Annotated in this window: 15 protein-coding genes; 12 read left to right on the plus strand and 3 right to left on the minus strand. The window is 69.1% G+C overall.

Annotated features, from left to right (window positions below):
- Positions 1 to 170: 170 nt before the first annotated feature.
- On the minus strand, positions 171 to 923 hold the full coding sequence (locus WMF29_RS09440; RefSeq protein ID WP_437328520.1) for a metallophosphoesterase family protein: 753 nt from the start codon (positions 921 to 923) through the stop codon (positions 171 to 173).
- A gap of 125 nt (positions 924 to 1,048) precedes the next feature.
- Between WMF29_RS09440 and glnE the strand changes: the two genes are divergently transcribed.
- The 5 genes from glnE to WMF29_RS09465 all read left to right on the plus strand — a co-directional run bounded on the left by glnE (position 1,049) and on the right by WMF29_RS09465 (position 8,292).
- On the plus strand, positions 1,049 to 4,219 hold the full coding sequence (gene glnE, locus WMF29_RS09445) for a bifunctional [glutamate--ammonia ligase]-adenylyl-L-tyrosine phosphorylase/[glutamate--ammonia-ligase] adenylyltransferase (RefSeq protein ID WP_437328521.1): 3,171 nt from the start codon (positions 1,049 to 1,051) through the stop codon (positions 4,217 to 4,219).
- Between the two features lie 48 nt (positions 4,220 to 4,267).
- Positions 4,268 to 4,810, plus strand: coding sequence for a hypothetical protein (locus WMF29_RS09450; RefSeq protein ID WP_437328522.1), 543 nt, complete (start codon positions 4,268 to 4,270; stop codon positions 4,808 to 4,810).
- Positions 4,811 to 5,249: 439 nt separating this feature from the next.
- Positions 5,250 to 6,656, plus strand: coding sequence for a carboxypeptidase-like regulatory domain-containing protein (locus tag WMF29_RS09455; RefSeq protein WP_437328523.1), 1,407 nt, complete (start codon positions 5,250 to 5,252; stop codon positions 6,654 to 6,656).
- A gap of 742 nt (positions 6,657 to 7,398) precedes the next feature.
- The gene (locus tag WMF29_RS09460; RefSeq protein ID WP_437328524.1) at positions 7,399 to 7,605 is read left to right on the plus strand and encodes a hypothetical protein; all 207 of its coding nucleotides are present in this window, start codon (positions 7,399 to 7,401) and stop codon (positions 7,603 to 7,605) included.
- A 63-nt stretch (positions 7,606 to 7,668) separates the two neighbouring features.
- Complete coding sequence (locus WMF29_RS09465) at positions 7,669 to 8,292, plus strand: hypothetical protein (protein ID WP_437328525.1); 624 nt, start codon at positions 7,669 to 7,671, stop codon at positions 8,290 to 8,292.
- Positions 8,293 to 8,606: 314 nt separating this feature from the next.
- On the opposite strand, the gene WMF29_RS09470 is transcribed toward WMF29_RS09465, so the two are convergent.
- Complete coding sequence (locus WMF29_RS09470; RefSeq protein ID WP_437328526.1) at positions 8,607 to 9,644, minus strand: hypothetical protein; 1,038 nt, start codon at positions 9,642 to 9,644, stop codon at positions 8,607 to 8,609.
- 202 nt (positions 9,645 to 9,846) lie between these two features.
- Here WMF29_RS09470 and WMF29_RS09475 point away from each other — a divergent pair, with 202 nt between their 5' ends.
- From WMF29_RS09475 to WMF29_RS09485, 3 genes are read left to right on the plus strand one after another with little or no spacing between them, the layout of a single operon-like run.
- Positions 9,847 to 10,956, plus strand: coding sequence for a DUF444 family protein (locus WMF29_RS09475; RefSeq protein WP_272101451.1), 1,110 nt, complete (start codon positions 9,847 to 9,849; stop codon positions 10,954 to 10,956).
- 6 nt (positions 10,957 to 10,962) lie between these two features.
- Positions 10,963 to 12,525, plus strand: a complete 1,563-nt coding sequence (locus WMF29_RS09480; RefSeq protein ID WP_437328527.1) for a SpoVR family protein — start codon at positions 10,963 to 10,965, stop codon at positions 12,523 to 12,525.
- The gene (locus WMF29_RS09485) at positions 12,522 to 13,739 is read left to right on the plus strand and encodes a tetratricopeptide repeat protein (RefSeq protein ID WP_437328528.1); all 1,218 of its coding nucleotides are present in this window, start codon (positions 12,522 to 12,524) and stop codon (positions 13,737 to 13,739) included. Before WMF29_RS09480 ends, WMF29_RS09485 begins: the two co-directional genes overlap by 4 nt.
- 152 nt (positions 13,740 to 13,891) lie before the next feature.
- Here WMF29_RS09485 and WMF29_RS09490 read toward each other — a convergent pair whose 3' ends face one another.
- Positions 13,892 to 14,065, minus strand: a complete 174-nt coding sequence (locus WMF29_RS09490; RefSeq protein WP_437328529.1) for a hypothetical protein — start codon at positions 14,063 to 14,065, stop codon at positions 13,892 to 13,894.
- Positions 14,066 to 14,828: 763 nt separating this feature from the next.
- On the opposite strand from WMF29_RS09490, the gene WMF29_RS09495 reads away from it, so the two are divergent.
- The 4 genes from WMF29_RS09495 to WMF29_RS09510 all read left to right on the plus strand — a co-directional run bounded on the left by WMF29_RS09495 (position 14,829) and on the right by WMF29_RS09510 (position 20,030).
- Positions 14,829 to 15,386 (plus strand): hypothetical protein, encoded by a 558-nt coding sequence (locus WMF29_RS09495; protein ID WP_272101454.1) that lies wholly within the window; start codon positions 14,829 to 14,831, stop codon positions 15,384 to 15,386.
- Positions 15,387 to 15,457: 71 nt separating this feature from the next.
- Positions 15,458 to 16,621: a methyltransferase domain-containing protein gene (locus WMF29_RS09500; RefSeq protein WP_272101455.1), complete on the plus strand. Its 1,164-nt coding sequence runs from the start codon at positions 15,458 to 15,460 to the stop codon at positions 16,619 to 16,621.
- Between the two features lie 82 nt (positions 16,622 to 16,703).
- Positions 16,704 to 19,088, plus strand: a complete 2,385-nt coding sequence (locus WMF29_RS09505; RefSeq protein ID WP_437328530.1) for a PP2C family protein-serine/threonine phosphatase — start codon at positions 16,704 to 16,706, stop codon at positions 19,086 to 19,088.
- 24 nt (positions 19,089 to 19,112) lie between these two features.
- Positions 19,113 to 20,030, plus strand: a complete 918-nt coding sequence (locus WMF29_RS09510; RefSeq protein WP_012234413.1) for a slr1658 superfamily regulator — start codon at positions 19,113 to 19,115, stop codon at positions 20,028 to 20,030.
- Positions 20,031 to 20,037: the final 7 nt, after the last annotated feature.

Below are 20,037 nucleotides of genomic sequence, written 5' to 3' on the forward strand. Positions count from 1 at the left end.
GGTTCAAGCGGGAGGGCATGGCACAGGCGATGTTCCCTGTCGGGTAGGGTGCGTGACGGAGCGTCGCGCGCGGTTCGCGTGGTCCGCGTGGTCCGCGTGGTTCGAGCGTTTCCCATGACTTGCGCGGCGCTCCCGACGGAGCGCACCCGCGCACCTGCTCACCCGCGCGCTCACGCAGCCCTGCCGAGCGGCACCACGACCTGCTCGACCCAGAGCTCGCCCGCCCGGATCTCGATGAACGTCGCGTCGGCGTGCATCGCGCCATACGCGGTGACGGAACCGCTCCGCACAAGCTCGCCAAGCTCGCCAGGGGCGCGCGCACCGACGCGCACGTGATCAACGGCGCCCCGCACGTCGCTCCGCAGCGAGCACGGCGCTTCACCCACCGAGCCGACGTTGATGATGCGCACGCCGCCCACCATCCGATCGAACGGGACGTGGGAACCACCACAGATCACGACATCCGCCGGATCGTCGCCGAGCAGGGAGAGCACCTCCTCGTCCGTCATGTCGTGAGAGATCGGCTCGAGCGGATCCGCCGGGGAGCCGTGGACCAGGACGAGCTCGCCGCCGTCCTCGAGCGGCAGGCGGTACGTCGGGGCGAGCCGCGCCAGCCGCGCAAGGATCAGCTCGCCGAGCTCGGTGCGCGTCTGGGACAGGCGATCGAGCCGCGCTCGCTCGTGCTCGCTCCGCGCCCTGACCTTGTCGAGGTCCAGCGTCGCCAGGGCGCGATCCGATACGCCCTGTACGCAAACCGCCTTGGCCTGGGTGAGCCGGCGCCACGTCTCGAGCGGCTTCGGGCCGGGAAAGCAGAGATCCCCGGCGACCAGGAGCTGGGTGTACCCTCGGCGCTCGGCCGTGGCCAGGACCGCCGCGAGCGCGTCGGCGTGGCCGTGAATATCCGAGACGCAGAGCAATCGCACCCGGCGAGCATAGGATCTGAGAGCGACGCCGCCAAGGCGCGAGGTGGGGCCAGGTCGCGATAAACCGGCGGTCGGGCCCTGCGGAACCGCCGTTCACGCCCCCACGGTCTTGCTAGCCTCCCGCCATGCAACAGGTCTCGAGGCTCCTGGAGATCGCCAGCGCGATCGATGAGCAACGCGTGAAGGACCGCGCGGAGCGGCTGTCGTCTCGGCTTCGTCCCGGGACGATGCCGTTCGCCATCGCGGCGCTCCTGACGGCCGCCTACCCCGCGATCGGCGCGATCATCGAGGCAAATCCGGACATCGTGGAGCGGCTCGCGGCGGAAGGCCACCAGACGGCCCGCGATCGCGCCACGTACCTGGCGCGGATCCGGAGCCGCGTCGGCGACGTCTCGGACACGGACCGCGTCCGGCGGGAGCTCCGGCGCGTGGCGCGGGAGGAGCGGATCCGCGTCGCGCTGCGCGAGCTGCTCCCGCCGTCGGCGGGCGGCGCGGACATCGACGTCACCGCGCGCGAGCTCACCGCCCTCGCCGAGGCCACGATCGAGGTCGCGCTCGCCGAGGCCGTCTCCGCCGTGACCGCGCGGTTCGGAGAGCCGCGCACCGCGACGGGCGCGCGCTCGAAGTTCGTCGTGCTCGGGATGGGGAAGCTCGGCGGCGACGAGCTCAACGCGGGCTCCGACGTGGATCTGATCTACCTCTACGACACGGACGACGGGCACGTGGGCCTGCCCGGCGATCGCGCCGTCTCGGTCACCCTGCACGACTTCTGGGCCCGCGTCGCGCGCCGCCTCACGTCGACGCTCGAGGAGGTCACGGAGGACGGCTTCGTCTGGCGCGTGGATCTCCGGCTCCGCCCCGAGGGCCGGAGCGGTCCGCTCGTCAACTCGCTGGCCGCCGCCGAGCGCTACTACGAGTCGTTCGGCCGCCTCTGGGAGCGCGCCGCGCTGCTCCGCGCCCGCGAGATCGCCGGCGATCTCGACTTCGGCGCCGAGGCGCTCGGGGTGCTCGGCCCGTTCGTGTGGCGGCGCCAGGTCGATCCGCAGCTCGCCGTCGACATGATCGAGCTCGTCGAGCGCGCTCGCGCGGAGCTCCCGCACGACGCGTCGCGCGACCTGAAGCTCGGCCCGGGCGGGATCCGCGAGGCGGAGTTCTTCGTGCAAGCCCTGCAGCTCATCTGGGGCGGGCGCGAGCCCCGCGCGCGCGCGCAGGGCATGCTCGACGGCCTGCGGCGCCTGCGCGCCCTCGGGTACGTGACCGACCGGGAGGGGCGGGAGCTCGTGGAGGGCTACCTCGCGCTCCGGCGCGCGGAGCACGCCGTGCAATCCGCGACCGGCGTCCAGACGCACCTCCTCCCCGACAGCGAGGCGGAGATCGCGCGCCTCGCGCGGACCCTGCGCTTCGAGGACGCCGCGGCGTTCCTGGCCGACACCGCGCAGCGCCGGGGGCGCATCAAGGCCCGGCTCCTGTCGCTCCTGCCGAAGGGGAGCTCCCGGCCGTCGCGGTGGATCGACGCGATGGCCGCGCTCGACCACGGCGATCGCGACGCGTTCGCCGAGGCGCTGGCGAAGCACGCCGTGCTGGTCCTCGGCGGCGAGCCGGCGGCCGGCGCCGGCGGCGCCGCGCCCGAGCCCGCCGCGCCGCCGGAGCCGCACGCGGCGCTTGCGGCGCGCTTCCGCGACGTCGCCGACGATCTCTTCGAGCTCTCGCGTCACCCGGACGGCCTGCTCGGCGCGCGCAGCCGCGAGGCGTCCTCGTCCCTCGCGGAGACGCTGCTCGCCGCGGTCGTCGACGCCGCCGATCCGGAGCAGGCCGCGCGCTTCCTCCGGCTGTGCTTCTCCCGCATCAGGCACTCCTCCGTCTACGCGCGCATGCTCGGCGACGATCCTCGCGCGCTCCGCAGGCTCGTCGAGGCGCTCGGGTCGAGCGCGTTCATCGGCGACGCCATGGTGAGGTACCCCGAGCTCGTCGACGCCGTCCTGTTCGCGCGCGGCGCGCCGAGCGCCGAGCTGATCCGACACACGATCGAGGCCAGCCTCAGCGAGGCGTCGCCGGACGAGGATCCGGAGGAGGCGCTCATCGGGGCGCTCCGGCGCGCCAAGGCGCGCGTCACGATCGAGGTCGGCCTCGCCGACCTGAGCGGCGAGGTCGGCACGCGCGAGGCGACGCTGGCGCTCTCGGATCTGGCCGACGCGTCGCTCGAGGCCGCGACGCGCTTCGCGCTGGGGACGCCCGCGGGCGAGCCCGTGAGAGGGCTCGCCGTGATCGCGATGGGCAAGCTCGGCGGCCGCGAGATCGGCTACGGCTCGGATCTGGATGTCTTCTTCCTGTTCGACCCGGCGTGCGCGCCGCCCGGCGAGCACGGGGCCGCGTCGGACCCCGGCACGTACTACGCGCGGCGCGCGCGGCAGATCATCCGGCTCATCTCCATGTCGCACGCGGCGGGCCCCGGCTACGAGCTCGACACGCGCCTGCGCCCGTCGGGCAGCCAGGGGCTGCTCGTCACGTCCGTGGACTCGTTCGCTCGCTACCACGGCATCCGCCGCGCCGACGCGGCTTCCCCGGCGCCCGCGGAGCCGGAGTCGTCGCCCGGCGCGCGGCACATGCGCGCGGCGATCTGGGAGCGGCTCGCGCTGATCCGGGCGCGCGCGTCGGCCGGCGATCCCGAGCTCGGGGCGGAGGCGATCGCCATCGCGCACGAGGCCGCGTACCTCCAGGCGGACGACTTCGATCGGATCGCCGAGGAGATCCACAGGCTCCGGCTGCGCATGGAGCTCGAGCTCTCGCACGAGCGCCGCGGCCGCCGCGACTTCAAGCTCGGGCGGGGCGGCCTCGCGGACATCGAGTTCGCGGTGCAGCTCCTTCAGATCCGGCACGGCACCGATCCGCGCGTCAGGACCACCGAGACGCTCGCGGCGATCGACGCGCTCGCCGCGGCCGGACACCTCTCGGCCCAGCACGCCGAGACGTTCCGGGACGGCCACGCGTTCCTGCGCAAGCTGGAGCAGCGGATCCGCATCGTGCACGCCGACGCCTCGCAGCTCCTCGAGGAGGACGCGCCCGGGGTCCCGACCCTCGCGCGTCGGACGGGCATCCGGGGCCGCACCGCGGCCGAGGCCGCGCGCGAGCTGCTCGCGCGCTACGGCGCGATCACCGAGCGCGTACGCCGGGCGTACGAGGCGATCGTCGCGGGCGGCGCGGCGTCTCTCGGCGAGGCGAGAGAGGCGAGCACGGCGAGCGCGGGGGAACCGGGGGAACCGAAGGAACCGGGGCGACCGGGCGAAGACGAGCGCTGACGGTTGCCGTTGACCCTTGTCGGACGCGGTGGAATGCCAGGCGTTCCGATGACCACCCAGAGCGAGCAGAGCGCACGCCCGTCCGTCGGGCACCGTCATGGCACCAGGACGACCTCCCTCGACAGCCTCGTGGGCGCGCACCCGGGTACGCTGAGGCAGTTCTACGAGGCAGGGAAGCCGGCGGATCCGGCGGAGCTCGGCGATCTACCGCGAGGGCGCCTGCTCGCCCTGCAGCCGACGGCCGGGATCCACCTGGCGACGCGCCCGCTGATCACGGCGCTCGCGTCGCGCTGGATGCCCTGGAAAGGGAACGAGTTCGATCATGGCGGCAACTCCGGCACCAACGTGGTCTTCGGGAGCCGGGTGTGCCGCTTCAAGGCGCAGCTGCTCCCTTCGGAGCTCGACGGCGAGCCGACGCTCGCGCTGACGTATGGCGAGAAGGCGTTCGGCAATCCCTGGCCCGTGAGCGCGCTCAAGGACGAGCTGCGGACCGTGGAGCCCGGGCTCGCGATCGGGCCGATGCTGCTGAAGTGGCACGAGCGGTGGCACGCCGTGCTCTGGTTCGGGCTGACCCGCGTCGATCCGCAGTAATCCGCCGGCCCGGCCCGAAGCGGGCTCAGGCGAGCCGGAGGCGCGAGAGGCGCTCGTCGCGGGGCCTCGCTCGCGGCGCGATTGCGCGGAGCGCCAGGGCAACGCGCTCGTCACGAATCATCTATCCGTCAATCCCTCTTGTCATTGCGTCACGCACCATGTCGGACGCACGGAGATCCGCTGTCCAGGCCGTCCGACCGCGCGACACGCGTGTCCCCCGCGGACGCGGTAGTCAGAGGTATCAGGACTCGCCCTAATAACCCATCGCTCCATTCCTGCTCTTTGCTGGACATACTTCCCGATTTCTACAGTCTGGCATACGATAGAGACTGGGCGGCAGCAGAGCACCTTTGCTCGCGTCGCCGGGAGGCTCGAAATGGTGACTTGGTCGGGCAAGGCGGGAGTCTTGATGGCTGCGATCGCTGTAGCACCGGGCGTCATGGCTGGATGCTCCTGCGGAGATACCGGGGGCACGGCGCCCATAGCGTCCGGCGGCGCGGGGCCTGGCGGCTTTGGGCCTGGCGGCGGGAGTGGAAGCGGCGGTGGCTTCGGCGGCTTCCCGGCGATCGCCAGCGGGAGCGGCGTCGGAGGCGCAGGGGGCTGCGAGGGCCTCGAATGCCAGCAGGTCGAATGCGAGAACGGGGCGAAGACCACGGTGAGCGGCACCGTATACGACCCCTCGGGCAAACTGCCGCTCTACAACGTGATCGTCTACGTCCCGAATGCGCCGCTCGATCCCATCCCCGACGGCGCGACCTGTGATCAGTGCAGCGCGACGCTCTCCGGCTCACCCCTCGTGACGGCGCTGACCGATACGGAAGGAAAGTTCGTCCTGGAGGACGTGCCGGTCGGCGAGAACATCCCGCTGGTGGTCCAGGTGGGCAAATGGCGCCGCGAGATGACGCTCCCCGTGGTCAAGCGATGCGAGGACACCGCGACGGACGCCGGGATCATCCGGTTGCCGCGCAACCAATCGGAGGGGCACATCCCGAAGATCGCGCTCACGACGGGCGGCGCCGATCCGCTCGAGTGCTTGCTGCACAAGCTCGGGATCGATGAGAGCGAGTTCACGCCGGAGACCGGGACCGGACGGATCAACCTGTTCGCCGGCCGCGGGGACGTCGATCACGTGGTGACGACGCGCTATGCGGATGGCCTGAATCAAGGCGCGGAGTTCACCCCGGCCACGAGCCTCTGGGGGACCGTCGAGGCCCTGCGCCAGTACGACATGGTGATCCTCGCCTGCGAGGGCGATCCGCACCAGGAAGACAAACCCGGCCCCGCGCGCCAGGCCATGTTGGACTATACCTCGCTCGGCGGGCGCGTGTTCGCGTCCCACTGGCACAACGTCTGGCTGAAGAAGGGGCCGGCGCCGTTCCCGGACACGGCGGTCTGGGACAACAACATCGAGGACCCGGAGAGCCCCCTCACGGCGCTCGTGGACACCACGCTCCCGAAGGGGCAAGCGCTCGCGGAGTGGCTCGTCAACGTCGGCGCGTCGGACGTCCCCGGCGAGATCGTGATCAACGGCGCGCAGCACACGGTGAGCGACGTGACCGAAGGCATCTCGACCCGGTGGATCTATTACGATGAACCCGAGCCGCCCGGGGTCCAGTACTTCACCTTCAACACGCCCGTCGACGCCGCAGAAGATCAGCAGTGCGGGCGCCTCGTGTTCACGGACATCCATGTCTCTGCGGCGGACCTCACGGGCCCGCCCTTCCCTGGGGGGTGCTCCACGGAGGAGCTGAGCGCTCAGGAGAAGGCGCTGCTCTTCATGCTGTTCGACCTGTCGTCCTGCATCGTGCCCGACGACGAGCCGCCGCCGATCCCCATCCCGCAGTGACCTGCCTCGCTCGCGTCCGCCGCTCCGCCGGCGCCCGTGCGCCGGCCCCGGAGCTTCGCGCCAGGGCTGAAGGACGCATGTCGGTATTCTCCTGAGCCACGTCGTCTCCATCCCGAGCTGCCCCGCAAACGATCCTTGACGATGGGCGGAGAGCGTCCTCTCCGCTCGACCCGGCGAGCGCCGCGCGCCATCGGGGCTCGCCTTCGCGCCTCTCCGGGATGTCCTGTTGCTATCCGCCTCGCCTGATCGCTGGAGAGCGCGAGCCGGGGAGCGTCTGTGCTCCATTGCGCGCGAGCCGGCGGCGGGGCACGCTGCCGCGCTGCGCAGCCATGTCGCCGCCCTGCCCTCCGCGTGCGCCTCGGAGATATCGATTGAGCAGGGGGAGCAGACGGCAGCGTACGAGACGACAATCATGACGACAGCCGAGACAACAGGCTGTCGCGGTGGGAAGCACCACGCAGATACGGAATGTCATCCATGCATGGTCCGGGGATCCTGCTAGGATGAACCTCGCCCGCAGTGCGGGGTTACATCCGGAGCCTGGGCCGCTTGTGTTCGGCTCGGCAGAAGGAACATTCCTACGATGGTCCAGCATCGCCCTACGCCAGCGGCTGCTTGTCGGGCCATCGAGCGCTGGCTTCGCGAGGGCGGTCGCGCTCCGCTGTCGCGCGGGGCGTCGCAGGAGATCGGGCGCACGGAGGCGCTTCCGCTGCAGGGCGAGATGGGGGGGTTGCGCGGAGTGATGGAGGGCGATGAAGTTCAGGTCTGTCCTGCGTCGCCGCCGTCCTCGCGCCGGTACCTGTTCGGCCGGCGCGGCGACGCGGGCTGCCCCCTCTGCGCGCGGCGCGGGCGGTCGGCGATACCAGGCCTCGGCGGGGCGCCGTATCCCTTCCTGGCCGCCACCTGGGTGGTCCTCATGGTCGGCGAGCCGTTGCCGTCACCGCCCTGATCGCGGCCGGGCGCGGAGGCTCGACAGCCGAGCCTCTGCCGGCGCCTTCTTCGGATGTCCGTGATGGGATGCGACGGGAAAGGTGCGGTTGGGCGCTCCGCGGCGAGCGGCGCGCCCGATGCTGCAGCTCAGCTGGCCGCCGACCGCTTGCCGGCGGTCGCGCGCTTCTGCCCCGCCCTCTGCGCGCCCGGCTGCGCCGCCTTCGTTCGCCGTGCTGCTCCGCGCCCGACGCGAGCGCTGGCGGACGGCTTCCTCATCGCTGCTGCGCGCTGCGGCGTCGCGCGCTTCGCGCCCGCCGCGCGCGTCGTCTTGCGCCCGCCGGCAGGCGTCGCGCCGGCCGAGCTCCGGCCGCGCCCCGCCGCGCCACCGGTGGCGGTCCGCTTCCTCGTCGTGGCCGCCCTCTTGGCCGCGCCGCTCTGCTGCCGGCTCGTCTGTCCGGCGGTCGTCTTCCTCGACGCGCTGCCGGTCTTCTTCTTCTGCGCCGTCGCGGTGCTCCGCGGCGCGCTCGGTCGCCCCGCGGCGCTCGCTCCTGCCTTGCTCGCTCCCTTCTTCGCCCGGGTCACCCGCCGGGTCGACCCAGCGGCCATCCGTGCGCCGGCAGCGGCGTTCGTCCGCCTGCGCGGCGCCTTCCGACCGGCCTCACCCTGGGAGCTCGCAGGCGCAGCTTGCTCGCGCTCGCTGCTCTGAACCCGCTTCCTCTGCTTGGACGTATCCTTCGATGTCTCGCCTCTCGGCATTGAGCCCTCCCCCCGAGCTCTCTCGACATGAGCTCGCTCGTGGACTCATGGTGCCACAGCCTTCCCTCTTTCCCGGTCGGAAAGTCGGCGGGAAGCACCGGAATCGAAATCAGGATCCGCTGTAGCCAACCCCGGCGGAAGCGCCTATTGCGCGTCAGGCGCCCGGCAAATCCGCGCTCCAGACGCGCTCGGAGGAGCCGCAGGCGCGGCGAGCGCGTCGCCCGCGCGAGACCCTCTCCCCTCGCGACGCCATCGCGCCCCGCGTCAGAAGCAGGTGCCGCCGCCGCAGCTCGTGCCCACGCAGCGCAGCAGCTGCAACGTCTCCGGGCTGTGGATGCACTCGAAGCCGCAGACGGCGGGGCCGCTCCCCTCGTCGAGGCAGCCGAAGAAGCACGCCACGTCGTCCGCGCAGGCGGAGCGGAGCAGGCACTGGTTCAGCTGCGCGCAGCAGCTCTCGGCCACACATCCTCCGCAGCCCGTCCCGTCCGATGGGCAAGCGGGGCCGCCGCAGAGGCCGTCCTGGCAGCTGCTGTTGCAGCACTCGCCGGCGTCCGCGCACGGCTGGCCATCGGGCGTGCACGGGGGCCGGCAGACGCCGTCCTCGCACGCGCCGCTGCAGCACGCCTCGCCGGACGCGCAGCGGCTGCCGTCTTCGGCGCACTCGGCGCAGACCAGCCCGCAGAGCCTGGGGACCTCGCCGGCGCAGATCTCGTCCCAGCTGGTGGTGCAGCAGAACGGATCGAACCGGCAGAGCTCCGCCGCGCACCCGCCGCACTCCGCGGCGAGCGGCGCGCCGATCTCGCAGGGCGCGTGCGAGCACGCCGCGCCCCCGCACACGCCCTGCGCGCAGGCGCCGGAGCAGCACGCGTCGGCCGAGCCGCACGCGTCCCCGTCCGAGATGCACCCGCCGCAGATGCCCGCGTTGCAGCGCCCGGTGCAGCAGTCCGCCGCGCTCTGGCACGGCGCCCCGTCGGCGGAGCAGCCCTGCCCGCAGAGCCCGCCTGTGCACAGGCCGGCGCAGCAGTCGCCCGGGGCGGCGCACGGCGCGCCGTCCCGCGCGCAGCTGTCGCCGCCGCAGATCCCCTGCGCGCACACGGCGCTGCAGCAGTCCGCCGCGCCCTGGCAGGGGAGCCCGTCCTCCCGGCACACCGGCGGGTCCGGGGGCGGCGCGTCGGGGGCGCCCCCTGCGCCCGCGAGATCGGGCAGCCCGGCGAGCTGCTCTCGGGAGCCGCACCCGAGGGCCGGCCCCGCGAGGACCACGAGCACGAGGAACACGAGGAGGGAGCGCGCTCGGAAAAGCACGGCGCCGAGGCTAACACGGGGTCAGTTCACGACGGGCGGGCGTGGCGGTGGGGCAACGGCGGGGACGTGGGGAAGGGGAAGTGGAGATGGAGATGCCGAACGGAAGCGGGGAAGCGGCGAAGCGACGCCCCCGGGGCGGGAGACCTCGGCGGCCCGCCGAACGTGCGGACCCGAGGCGGCTTCCGATGCTACACTCGCGAGCGTGTCGTTGAAGATCGACCAGGATCACGGGCGCTTCCGTCAGATCGTTCGCGGCCGCATCCGCGAGAACCTGCGCAAGTACATCTCGCAGGGCGAGCTCATCGGGCGAAAGGGGAAGGACCTCGTCTCGATTCCCATCCCTCAGATCGACATCCCGCGCTTCCGCTTCGGCGACAAGCAGCGCGGCGGCGTGGGGCAGGGCGACGGCAACCCCGGCGACCCCGTGGGGGGCTCGGACGACAAGCAGCCCGGCCAGGGGCAGGCGGGCAGCGGCGAGGGGGACCACCTCCTCGAGGTCGACGTCACGCTCGAGGAGCTCGCCGGCATCCTCGGCGAGGAGCTCGAGCTGCCCGACATCCAGGACAAGGGCAAGAGCAAGATCTCGAACGCCCACGATCGCTACTCCGGCATCCGCAGGGTGGGCCCCGAGTCGCTGCGCCACTTCAAGCGGACGTACCGCGAGGCGCTGAAGCGGATGATCTCGAGCGGGACGTTCCGCCCGACGGCGCCCGTCGTCGTCCCCGTCCCGGACGACAAGCGCTACCGCTCGTGGAAGACGATCACCGAGCCCGTCGCGAACGCGGTCATCATCTACATGATGGACGTCTCCGGGTCGATGGGCGACGAGCAGAAGGAGATCGTGCGCATCGAGTCGTTCTGGATCGATGCGTGGCTGACCCGCCAGTACAAGGGCCTCGAGTCGCGCTTCATCATCCACGACGCGATCGCCCGCGAGGTCGACCGGGACACGTTCTTCCACACGCGCGAGTCCGGCGGCACGATGATCTCGAGCGCCTACAAGCTCTGCTCGCAGATCATCGACAACGACTACCCGCCGGACGAGTGGAACATCTATCCGTTCCACTTCTCCGACGGCGACAACTGGTCGATGGACGACACGCTCTCCTGCGTGGACGTGCTCAAGACCCAGATCCTGCCGCGGGTCAACATGTTCGCCTACGGGCAGGTCGAGAGCCCGTACGGCTCGGGCCAGTTCATCAAGGATCTGAAAGAGCACTTCTCGCAGGACGATCGGGTGGTGGTGAGCGAGATCAGGGACAAGGACGCCATCGTGGGCAGCATCAAGGATTTCCTGGGGAAGGGGAAGTAGAGCGGTATGAGCAAGTTCGCCCTGAACACCGCGCTTCCCCGCTACTTGCGCACCGAGAAGGAGCGCATCGAGAAGATCGCCCAGGACTACGGGCTCGACTTCTTCCCCGTCATCTTCGAGATGCTGACGTACGACCAGATGAACGAGATCGCCGCGTACGGCGGCTTCCCCAGCCGCTACCCGCACTGGCGGTTCGGCATGGAGTACGAGCAGCTCTCGAAGAGCTACGAGTATGGCCTCTCGAAGATCTACGAGATGGTCATCAACAACAACCCTTCGTACGCGTACCTGCTCGAGGGCAACTCGCTCACCGACCAGAAGCTCGTCATGGCGCACGTGTACGCGCACGTCGACTTCTTCAAGAACAACTTCTGCTTCCGCTCGACCGATCTCGACCATCGCGGCCCGATCCTCGACCCCGTGCGGAAGAGCGACGCCTACGATCCGGACCGCAAGTGGATCGACAAGATGGCGAACCACGGCGCGCGCGTGTCGCGCCACATCGAGCGCTACGGCATCAACAAGGTCGAGGCGTTCGTCGACCACTGCCTCTCGCTCGAGAACCTGATCGACCCGTGGGCCCCCTTCAGCGGCCGTCCTGCGCCCAAGGAGGACGAGGAGCCCACGGAGGAGCCGATGGACACCTACAAGCTCCGGGCCAAGGAGTACATGGACTCCTTCATCAACCCGGAGGAGATCCTCGCGGCGCAGCGGAAGAAGCGGCAGGACCAGAGAAAGCCGGAGCGCAAGGTGCCGGAGCGCCCGGAGCGCGACGTGCTCAAGTTCCTGCTCGATCACGCGCCGCTCGATCGGTGGGAGCGCGACGTGCTCGAGATCATCCGCGAGGAGGCCTACTACTTCGTCCCCCAGCGCCAGACGAAGATCATGAACGAGGGGTGGGCCTCGTACTGGCACTCGAAGATGATGACCGAGAAGGTCCTCGATGCGTCCGAGATCATCGACTACGCCGAGAACAACGCCGGTGTCATGGCGACGGCGCCGGGCCGCTTCAACCCCTACAAGGTCGGCGTGGAGCTCTATCGCTACATCGAGGAGCGATGGAACAAGGGCCGCTTCGGCCGCGAGTGGGAGGAGTGCGCGGACCTCGACGCGAAGCGCACCTGGGACATGCGGCTCGGCCTCGGCCGCGAGAAGATCTTCCAGGTGCGCGCGCTCTACAACGACGTGACCTTCATCGACGAGTTCCTGACGCCGGAGTTCGTGATCGAGCAGAAGATGTACACGTTCGGCTTCTCGGGGCGGAACGACAGGTTCGAGATCGAGAGCCGCGAGTTCAAGGAGGTGAAGGAGAAGCTCCTCTTCCAGCTGACGAACTTCGGCGACCCGTACATCCGTGTCGTCGACGCCAACTACGGCAACCGGGGAGAGCTCCTGCTCGAGCACGTGCACGGCGGCTTCGACCTGCGCGCCGACTACGCGCGCGAGACGCTCGTGGCGCTCGTCCGGTGCTGGAAGCGGCCGGTCGGCGTGGCGACGAAGATGGATAACAAGCCTGTGCTGCTCCGCTACGACGGCAAGGAGCACGCGATGACCCCGTACAAGCTGTGAGCGCCTGCGGAGCGATCCGCCGGCTCGGCGTCCTGCTCGCGCTCGCCGGCTGCGCCCCGGCGGCGTCGCGCTCGCCGGCGCCGGCGTCGCGACCCTCGGCGGAGGTCCCCGCGCCGTCTACCCGGCTCGATCCGCAGGCGAACGCGGCGCCCGCGCCGCCTGCGGGGAGCGTCGCTGCCCCGGGCGAGGTGGGCGCGCCGGTCGGCTCGGGCGTCCCGCTCGACGCGCCGTCCACCAGCGAGGCAGCGGCGGCGAGCCCTCCTCCGCGCGTCGCGCGCGGCACCGGCACGCCGGCGGACAGGAAGCTCGAAGAGGGCGACGCCGCCTATGCGAGCGGCGATTTCGCCGCTGCCGAGGGGGCCTATCGCGCGGCCGCGCAGCTCGACAGGAAGGACGCCGCCGCGATCGTCGGCGCCCAGCGCGCGGCGATCGCCAGGGCCGGCGTGTCCACCGACTACAACGGGGCGCCGGGCGACAGGACGCTGCTCGCCGCGCTCCCGGAGCTGAAGCGCGCGGTGACGCTCGAGCCCGATCACGCGCTCGCGCACCTCGAGCTCGGCCGCACACTCCTCGTCCTCGGCCGCGCCGACGCGGCGCTCGGCGAGCTGACACGTGCCGCGGAGCTCGCCCCGAGCGACGCCGAGGCACACTCCGCGCTCGGCGTCGCTCACCTCGCGCTCGGCAACCTGCAAGACGCCGTCCGCGAGCTGACGCGCGCCGCGGAGCTCGCCCCCGGGGACGCGGAGCGGCAGGCGAACCTCGGGACAGCGCTCCTGGCCGCGGGGAGGACGGCCGACGCGATCCGCGCTTACGAGCGCGCAGCGCGGCTCTCGCCGGCGGACGCGCGCCTGCAGAACGACCTCGGGACGGCGCTCCTCGCCGCGAACGATCCCGCGCGCGCCGTTCCGCATCTGGAGGCGGCGGTGGCGCGCGACCCGGCGCGCGCCACGTACCGCTCGAACCTCGGGTATGCGTACCACCTCCGCGGCGACCTGCAGAAGGCGACCGCGCTCTACCGCGAGGCGCTCCGGCTCGACGACAAGCTCGGGAGCGCCTGGATCAACCTGGGCAACGCGCTGGCGCAGTCGGGCCAGCTGAAGGACGCGCGCGCGGCGTACGAGAAGGCGCGCGCCGTCGATCCCACGGATCCGCGGGTGAAGGCGGTGATGGACGAGCTCGACGCCATCGAGCGGCGCGGCGCTGCGCCGCGGTGACACGGAGGCGCCGGTCGCGCGCGCCGCGGCGGCGCTGCACGGCGCGAGCCCGCGATCGGGCCGCGCTGCGCGCTGCGCTCGGGAGGCGGGGCGCAGCAGCGCCGGGCAGCGCAACGGCGAACACACGTGGCCTCCGTGGTTGATTGTCAAGCTCAATCGTTGCCATGTCCGACCTCGCGCGTTGGTTCGCCGTTCGCGCCGTTCGCGCCGCTCGCGCCGTTCGCGCCGCTCGCGCCGCTCGCGCCGCTCGCGCCGCTCGCGCCGAAGGCAGGGGCGCTCGGTCGAGCGGCGCCCCGCAGCAGGTCGAGGGCCGCGGCACCATCCATATTGTGAAGCGCTCCCGGGGCGCCAGACGACACCCGGCGCCAGCCGCGAGCGCCCGCCCGGCGCGGGCGCGTCGCGGCGCTGCCCCGAGACGCCGACTCCCGCGCGAGAGGCCCGCATACCGAATCCGCGTCCGAGAGACGCACTCGGCCCAGGCGCGCGATGGGCTAGGTGGTAGGTGGGCGCACGGATCTCCTCGCACTCCCGCGGCGACTCGCGGGACCACACGATGTCTGAGCGCGCCTTCGTCGCGCGCAGGAAGGGGTTGACAGCAGCGACGCACTTTCGATTACCTCTCTTCTGCTGCTCTAAATGGTCTGATGGTCAACCACTGTGCGCTCCGCCGATGGCGAGCGGGGAGTACATGTGTAGCGAATTACAAATGGCGCCGCCGGCGCGGGTGCTCTGTGGACAAAATGTCTGCCTGTCGTGGTGACCCACGAACATCGCGTGCCGAGGCAAGCGGAGCCCGTTTCACCCGGATCAGCGCGAAACGGCCGAACGGAACCGTCGACCAGCAGACGGTGCCCTACATCGGTTCACCTGGTCATGGGGCCAGTGATCTTCGATAAATGAGAGCTGCATCACAGAAAGTTTACGGCGCGGTGGCATGCCTGGTGCAACCGACCGGGCGGCCGCTGACGTTTCTGCCGCGTGAAGGCCCGGATGGCGCTCGCTGGAAACCTCGCGATGCACTCGACGGGGCACCCCGAACCCGGGTAACCTCGTTCGTGCCTCACTTGTCAACCAACCCCCGAGGCTTTGATGTCCGTTTCCAAGCAGGCCGACATAGCTCCGACCTTGCGACCGCCGCCCGCATTACCGGCGGACGGCATGGTCATTTCCGCGAACTTCTCGGTCGGTGGCTTCAGTAAACGGTGGAACCACTGTCATCAGCTAGCCAATTTCCTCGCGAGGTACGCGAGCGCCAATGAGGATGACCCCGAGCGCCACGCGACCTTGCTATCGACGTTCTTCAACGAATTGCTGGAAGCGATATACCGGAATCACGGCGCCACCGGCGAGATCAAGATGCGGTTCCGCAAGAAGCAGAACCACATCCTCGTCGAGGCGGAGGTCCCGATCAACGAGCAGAGCGCCAAGTTCTACAACCATGCTGTCCAGCTGGCCAATCAGCCGGACCCGATGGCCTGGTATCGAGAGCAGCTAGAGCACGATGTTCCGGATGATGACGCTCAGGCGCTCGGGCTGCTCGAACTCGCGGTCGTCTACGGCTCGAAGCTCAGTATCTCCGAACCCACGAGCGGGGACTGGCTCCTCCTGGCGATTCAGTTCCCGTTCACTGAGGTAGAAGAACTATGACAGCTCCGATCGGTCGCGAATCCGCCGTACCGCCCTCGTCTGCGAGCGGCCTCCCTTCGTGGCGCTCGCAGGTGACCTTCAGCATGCGCGTCGACCAGACCGACCAGGAGGTTGCGCTCTCGGGCATGCTGCGGCCGTTCGGTGCCGATCAGATGAGGGCCATCCGCGGCACGCTGGAGACCGCGGCCAAGAACGCGAGCGGCGAGCTCTGCCTGGACTTCAAGCGGCTCAAGTACATGAACAACGTGGCATTCCTGGAGATCAACAGGTTTGTCCGTTGGGCCGTCGAGGCTCGTCCCAACCTCAAGATCAGGCTGATCATCTCCAGCGTCATCCCCTGGGCGATCCGCAAGTTTCAGGTCATCGCGGAGATCTACTCGAGCGTCTCCGTCGAGATCTACGACGTCGCGTTCTACCCGAGCCAGGGAATGCTCGAAGATGCCGAGTTCATCGACGTCCTCCGCCTCCAGGAGCGGATCATCTGGGAGCACGAGAAGACGGGGCTGACGAACCACGGCCTCTACCCGGGGATGAAGATCGCCGACATCGCGTGCGGCTTCGGCGACTTCGCGATCTTGCTCCAGAAGGAGTTCAAGCCAGAGCACGTCACCGGGGTCGATCACTCCCGGCCCGCGCTCCGGTACGCGCAGGACCACATACGGAGGCTCGGGCTGGAGAACGTCGAGTATCAGTACGGGGACGCCGCGGCGCTGCTCCTGCCGGACAACTCGTTCGACTTCGTGTCTTGCCGTCTGTCTCTCCAGGTCTTTCCGCAGCCCGAGCGCATCATGCAGGAGCTCTACCGCATCTGCAAGCCGGGCGGCCGGATCTACATCACGAACGAGCTCCTGTCGTGCGCGTACGGCTATCCGGAGCAGGACCTCATCCGCGCGACCTACAAGCGGTTCGTCGAGCTCGGCAGGTCGATCGGGATGGATCTCGATACGGGGATAAAGACGCGGCAGATCCTGGGGGAGGCCGGCCTCGAGGACATCCGCGTCAACCTGATCGACATCAACAACATGAACACGGACTGCTTCGACTTCGCGCGCGTCGTCGAGTGCTGGATCTCCGTGACCGCCAACATGGCCCGGACCGCCGGCGCCCCGCCGGACTACCACGCGGAGCTGAGCACCGGGCTACGCGCTCACATGGCGGCCATCACGCACCCGCACGGCCTCGCCTCGTGGCCGATCTATGCCGGCTCCGGCCGCAAGCCGATGCGGGTCATGTGAGGGGAGGCTGGGTCATCATGCTCCGTCGCGTCGTGATGCCGATCGAGTGGCCCAGGGCCGTGCCGTTAGGAGATTGCCAGCCGTGAGCGTCCAACCTCGGAACCCTGGCGAACAGCGGGCTCAGAGCCTGCTCTTCAGGTTCAGGAAGTTCAGCACCAAGATCATCTTCGTGACGGGCGTCAGCGTCCTGCTCGGTGCCGTGTGGAACGTCGTCGTCGGGCGGCAAGGCATCCACCGGCTGAGCAGCGAGGCCGCCGCGGAGATCGAGGCAGGCCTCAACTCGGCGAACCGCGAGTACCTCACCAATCACCTGGAAGACAAGGCCACTCACGTCAACCTCAGGCTCGGCGAGGCGTACAGGGATCTCCAGACGCTCGCCGGCATCCTTCAGACCGTGATCGATCGCGAGGAGGAGATCGCCCCGTTCCTGCGGACGGCCGCCGACTTCCCGTATTTCCGCGATCAGATGAAGTACAACCCGAAGGGGAACTGGTACCAGAACGATCCGAGCGAGCCGAGCGTCGTCAGCGTCTGGGGTTATCTGGGGAAGGACGGGACGATCCGGCCCGAGGTCCAGAGGGCCGTCGACGAGACGGCGTTTCTCGATCTGATCCTGCCCGCGTTCGGCAAGTACGGCGCCGACAAGCTCCAGATCTATTACATCGGCCCCGAGGACAAGCCGTATGTGCGGCTGACGCCGTACACGGACATGGCGTCGACCTTCGACAGGCTGTATCCGGGGCACAACGACCAGGGGTGGTACAAGTTCTTCTTCCCCGGCATCGCCGAGAGCTGGAACGAGTGGGCGAAGGACCCCGCCGGGCTGGATGCGCACCCGGATCAGACCACGGTCACGGCGCCGTACGACGACGCGGCGGGCGGCGGCATCGTGATGACGGCGTTCCACCCGCTCTGGGCGAAGGACCGCAAGACGTTCGTTGGGTCCGTCGGCCTCGACCTGACGCTCGCGCAGCTCATCGCGTCGATCAAGGACGTCAAGCTGGCCACCGCGGGCTTCGCCTTCCTGGCGCAGGCGGACGGGAACGTCTTCGCGGTCAACGAGCTCGGCGCCAAGACGCTGCGGCTGCGCACGGACGCGGGCGCCGGCCAGAACTCCGGCGTCGGCATGCTGCAGCGCTTCTTCAAGGACAGCGAGGACGCGGGGGTGTCTGGCATCGTCCTCCCGAACGATGATAAGGTCGACTACCGGGAGATGGTGATATCGGGCGAGACGTACATCATCGCCCTCCAGCGGCTCGCGCCGGTGAACGGCTGGGCCGGGCCGGACGCGCGCATCGCCAAGGAGCGGTGGACGATGGGCTTCGTCGTCCCGAAGAAGGAGATGTACGCCTCGCTCCTCGCGGCGCAGAAGAGCATCGAGAAGAGCAGGACGGTGATCGTCGGGACCCAGGTCCTCATCACGATCGCCTCGTTCCTCGTGCTCATGCTGGGCGTCTACCTGATCTCCCGCAAGATGACGGGCGCGCTGGTCGCGCTCTCGACCGGCGCGACGCGGATGCGCGAGGGCGATTACGGCGTTCGCATCGACGTGAACTCCGCGGACGAGATCGGGCAGCTCGGCGTCGCGTTCAACGAGATGGCGAGCGAGATCGAGGCCTACACGAACAACCTCGAAGAGCTCGTCGGCGAGCGGACGAGGGCCCTCGAGAAGGCGAACGAGGAGATCAGCGAGCTGAACGCGAAGCTCGCCCAGGAGAACATCCGGCTCGGCGCCGAGCTCAACGTCGCGCGTCAGCTCCAGCTCATGGTGCTCCCCGCGCCGAGCGAGCTCCAGGAGATCCCGGGCCTCGACATCGCGGGCTACATGGCCCCTGCGGACGAGGTCGGCGGGGACTACTACGACGTGCTCCGGAGCGACGGGCTCGTCAAGATCGGCATCGGCGACGTCACCGGCCACGGGCTGGAGAGCGGCGTGCTGATGCTCATGGTCCAGACGGCCGTCCGGACGCTGCTCGCGGCCAACGAGCGGGATCCGAAGAAGTTCCTGAGCATCGTCAACAAGGTCATCTACCAGAACATCCAGCGCATCCGGTCAGACAAGAACCTGTCCCTGACCCTGCTCGACTACAGCGACGGCGAGCTCCAGCTCACCGGTCAGCACGAGGACCTGATCATCGTCCGGAAGGACGGGACCCTCGATCGTGTCGAGACCATGGGGCTCGGGTTGCCGATAGGCATCGACCTGGATATCAGCGATTTCATCGGTAGCATCGAGGTGAAGCTGGAGCCCGGGGACGTCGTGACGCTCTTCAGCGACGGGATCACCGAGGCGGAGGACTCTGCAGAGGAGCAGTACGGGATCGACCGTCTGTGTCAGGTGATCTCGCGAAACCACGAAAGGACCTCGCGGGAGATCAAGGACGCTATCATCGAGGACGTCTTGGCGCACGTAGGCTACAACAAGATCCATGATGACATCACTGTACTTGTCATTAAGAGGGTATGAGCAAGGGGGAGACTGGGCATTACCATGAGCGAAATCATCGGCGTCTACTCTTTAGACGATTCGTTCAGCGAACACATGTCGCTGACGTTGTACCCCGACTCGTTCGCGGTGAGATGGAGCCTTTGTAACCTGACGGCCAACTTCATGGCCGAGTACTTCGGCGAGCTCTTTCCGGAGATAGACGGCGAGGACCGGCTCATCAGCCGAGACGAGGTCTCAGGCGCCATCGGGTACGTTCTGAACGAACTGGTTGAGAACGCCGTCAAGTTCAATCAGCACGGTGACATCACCGTGACCGTGGGTATCGGGCGTGAGGACCTGGTGTGCCTGGTCAGCAACCAGATCACGAACGCCGCCGTCCCCTCGCTCCGTGAGAAGCTCCTCGAGCTCACGCAGGAGGACCCTGGGGAGCTCCTGCGTCGGCAGGCGGAGGCGAACGCCGAAGACGCGGAGAACGCCGGGTCGGGGCTCGGGTATCTCATCATCATGAATGATTACGGTGTGAGTCTTGGGTGGAAGCTGGACCCGATCTCGGTCAACAGCTTCAGCATCAAGACCATGGCCAGGATTCCTATTTTGAATGAAAGGTCGAGAATGGAAATCAAAGGTGGTAACTATCGGGTTTGGTACGATCCCTCTGAGGTGGTGGTGTACCTGGAAGGCATCCTTCGTCTTGGCGGCACCACCGAGTACGCCCCCATCGAGGAGCTGCTCGACAAGGTCCTGGCCACGAACCCTCCCACCATCACACTCGACGTAAGGGCGCTGAACTTCCTGAACAGCTCGGGGATCAACGTCCTCTACAAGTTCGCGATCGCCACCAGGAAGAAGGGCGAGCTCCAGCTCATCGTCCGTGGGTCGAAGTCCATCCCGTGGCAGGGGAAGTCGCTGCCCAACCTCAAGAAGTTCAATCAGAACTTCGAGATGATACTCTGTGATTGAGATCGGA

Origin of the sequence: Sorangium sp. So ce381 (genome assembly GCF_051473845.1) — a bacterium.
Taxonomy (GTDB): Bacteria; Myxococcota_A; Polyangia; order Polyangiales; family Polyangiaceae; genus Sorangium; species Sorangium atrum.

Bases quoted from the DNA above. Each gene is read 5' to 3' on its own strand.
- WMF29_RS09460 (WP_437328524.1), top strand. From the start codon at position 7,399: ATGGAGGGCGATGAAGTTCAGGTCTGTCCTGCGTCGCCGCCGTCCTCG.
- WMF29_RS09495 (WP_272101454.1), top strand. From the start codon at position 14,829: ATGTCCGTTTCCAAGCAGGCCGACATAGCTCCGACCTTGCGACCGCCG.
- WMF29_RS09465 (WP_437328525.1), top strand. From the start codon at position 7,669: ATGGGATGCGACGGGAAAGGTGCGGTTGGGCGCTCCGCGGCGAGCGGC.
- WMF29_RS09455 (WP_437328523.1), top strand. From the start codon at position 5,250: ATGGCTGGATGCTCCTGCGGAGATACCGGGGGCACGGCGCCCATAGCG.
- WMF29_RS09490 (WP_437328529.1), bottom strand. From the start codon at position 14,065: ATGGATGGTGCCGCGGCCCTCGACCTGCTGCGGGGCGCCGCTCGACCG.
- WMF29_RS09510 (WP_012234413.1), top strand. From the start codon at position 19,113: ATGAGCGAAATCATCGGCGTCTACTCTTTAGACGATTCGTTCAGCGAA.
- glnE (WP_437328521.1), top strand. From the start codon at position 1,049: ATGCAACAGGTCTCGAGGCTCCTGGAGATCGCCAGCGCGATCGATGAG.
- WMF29_RS09450 (WP_437328522.1), top strand. From the start codon at position 4,268: ATGACCACCCAGAGCGAGCAGAGCGCACGCCCGTCCGTCGGGCACCGT.
- WMF29_RS09480 (WP_437328527.1), top strand. From the start codon at position 10,963: ATGAGCAAGTTCGCCCTGAACACCGCGCTTCCCCGCTACTTGCGCACC.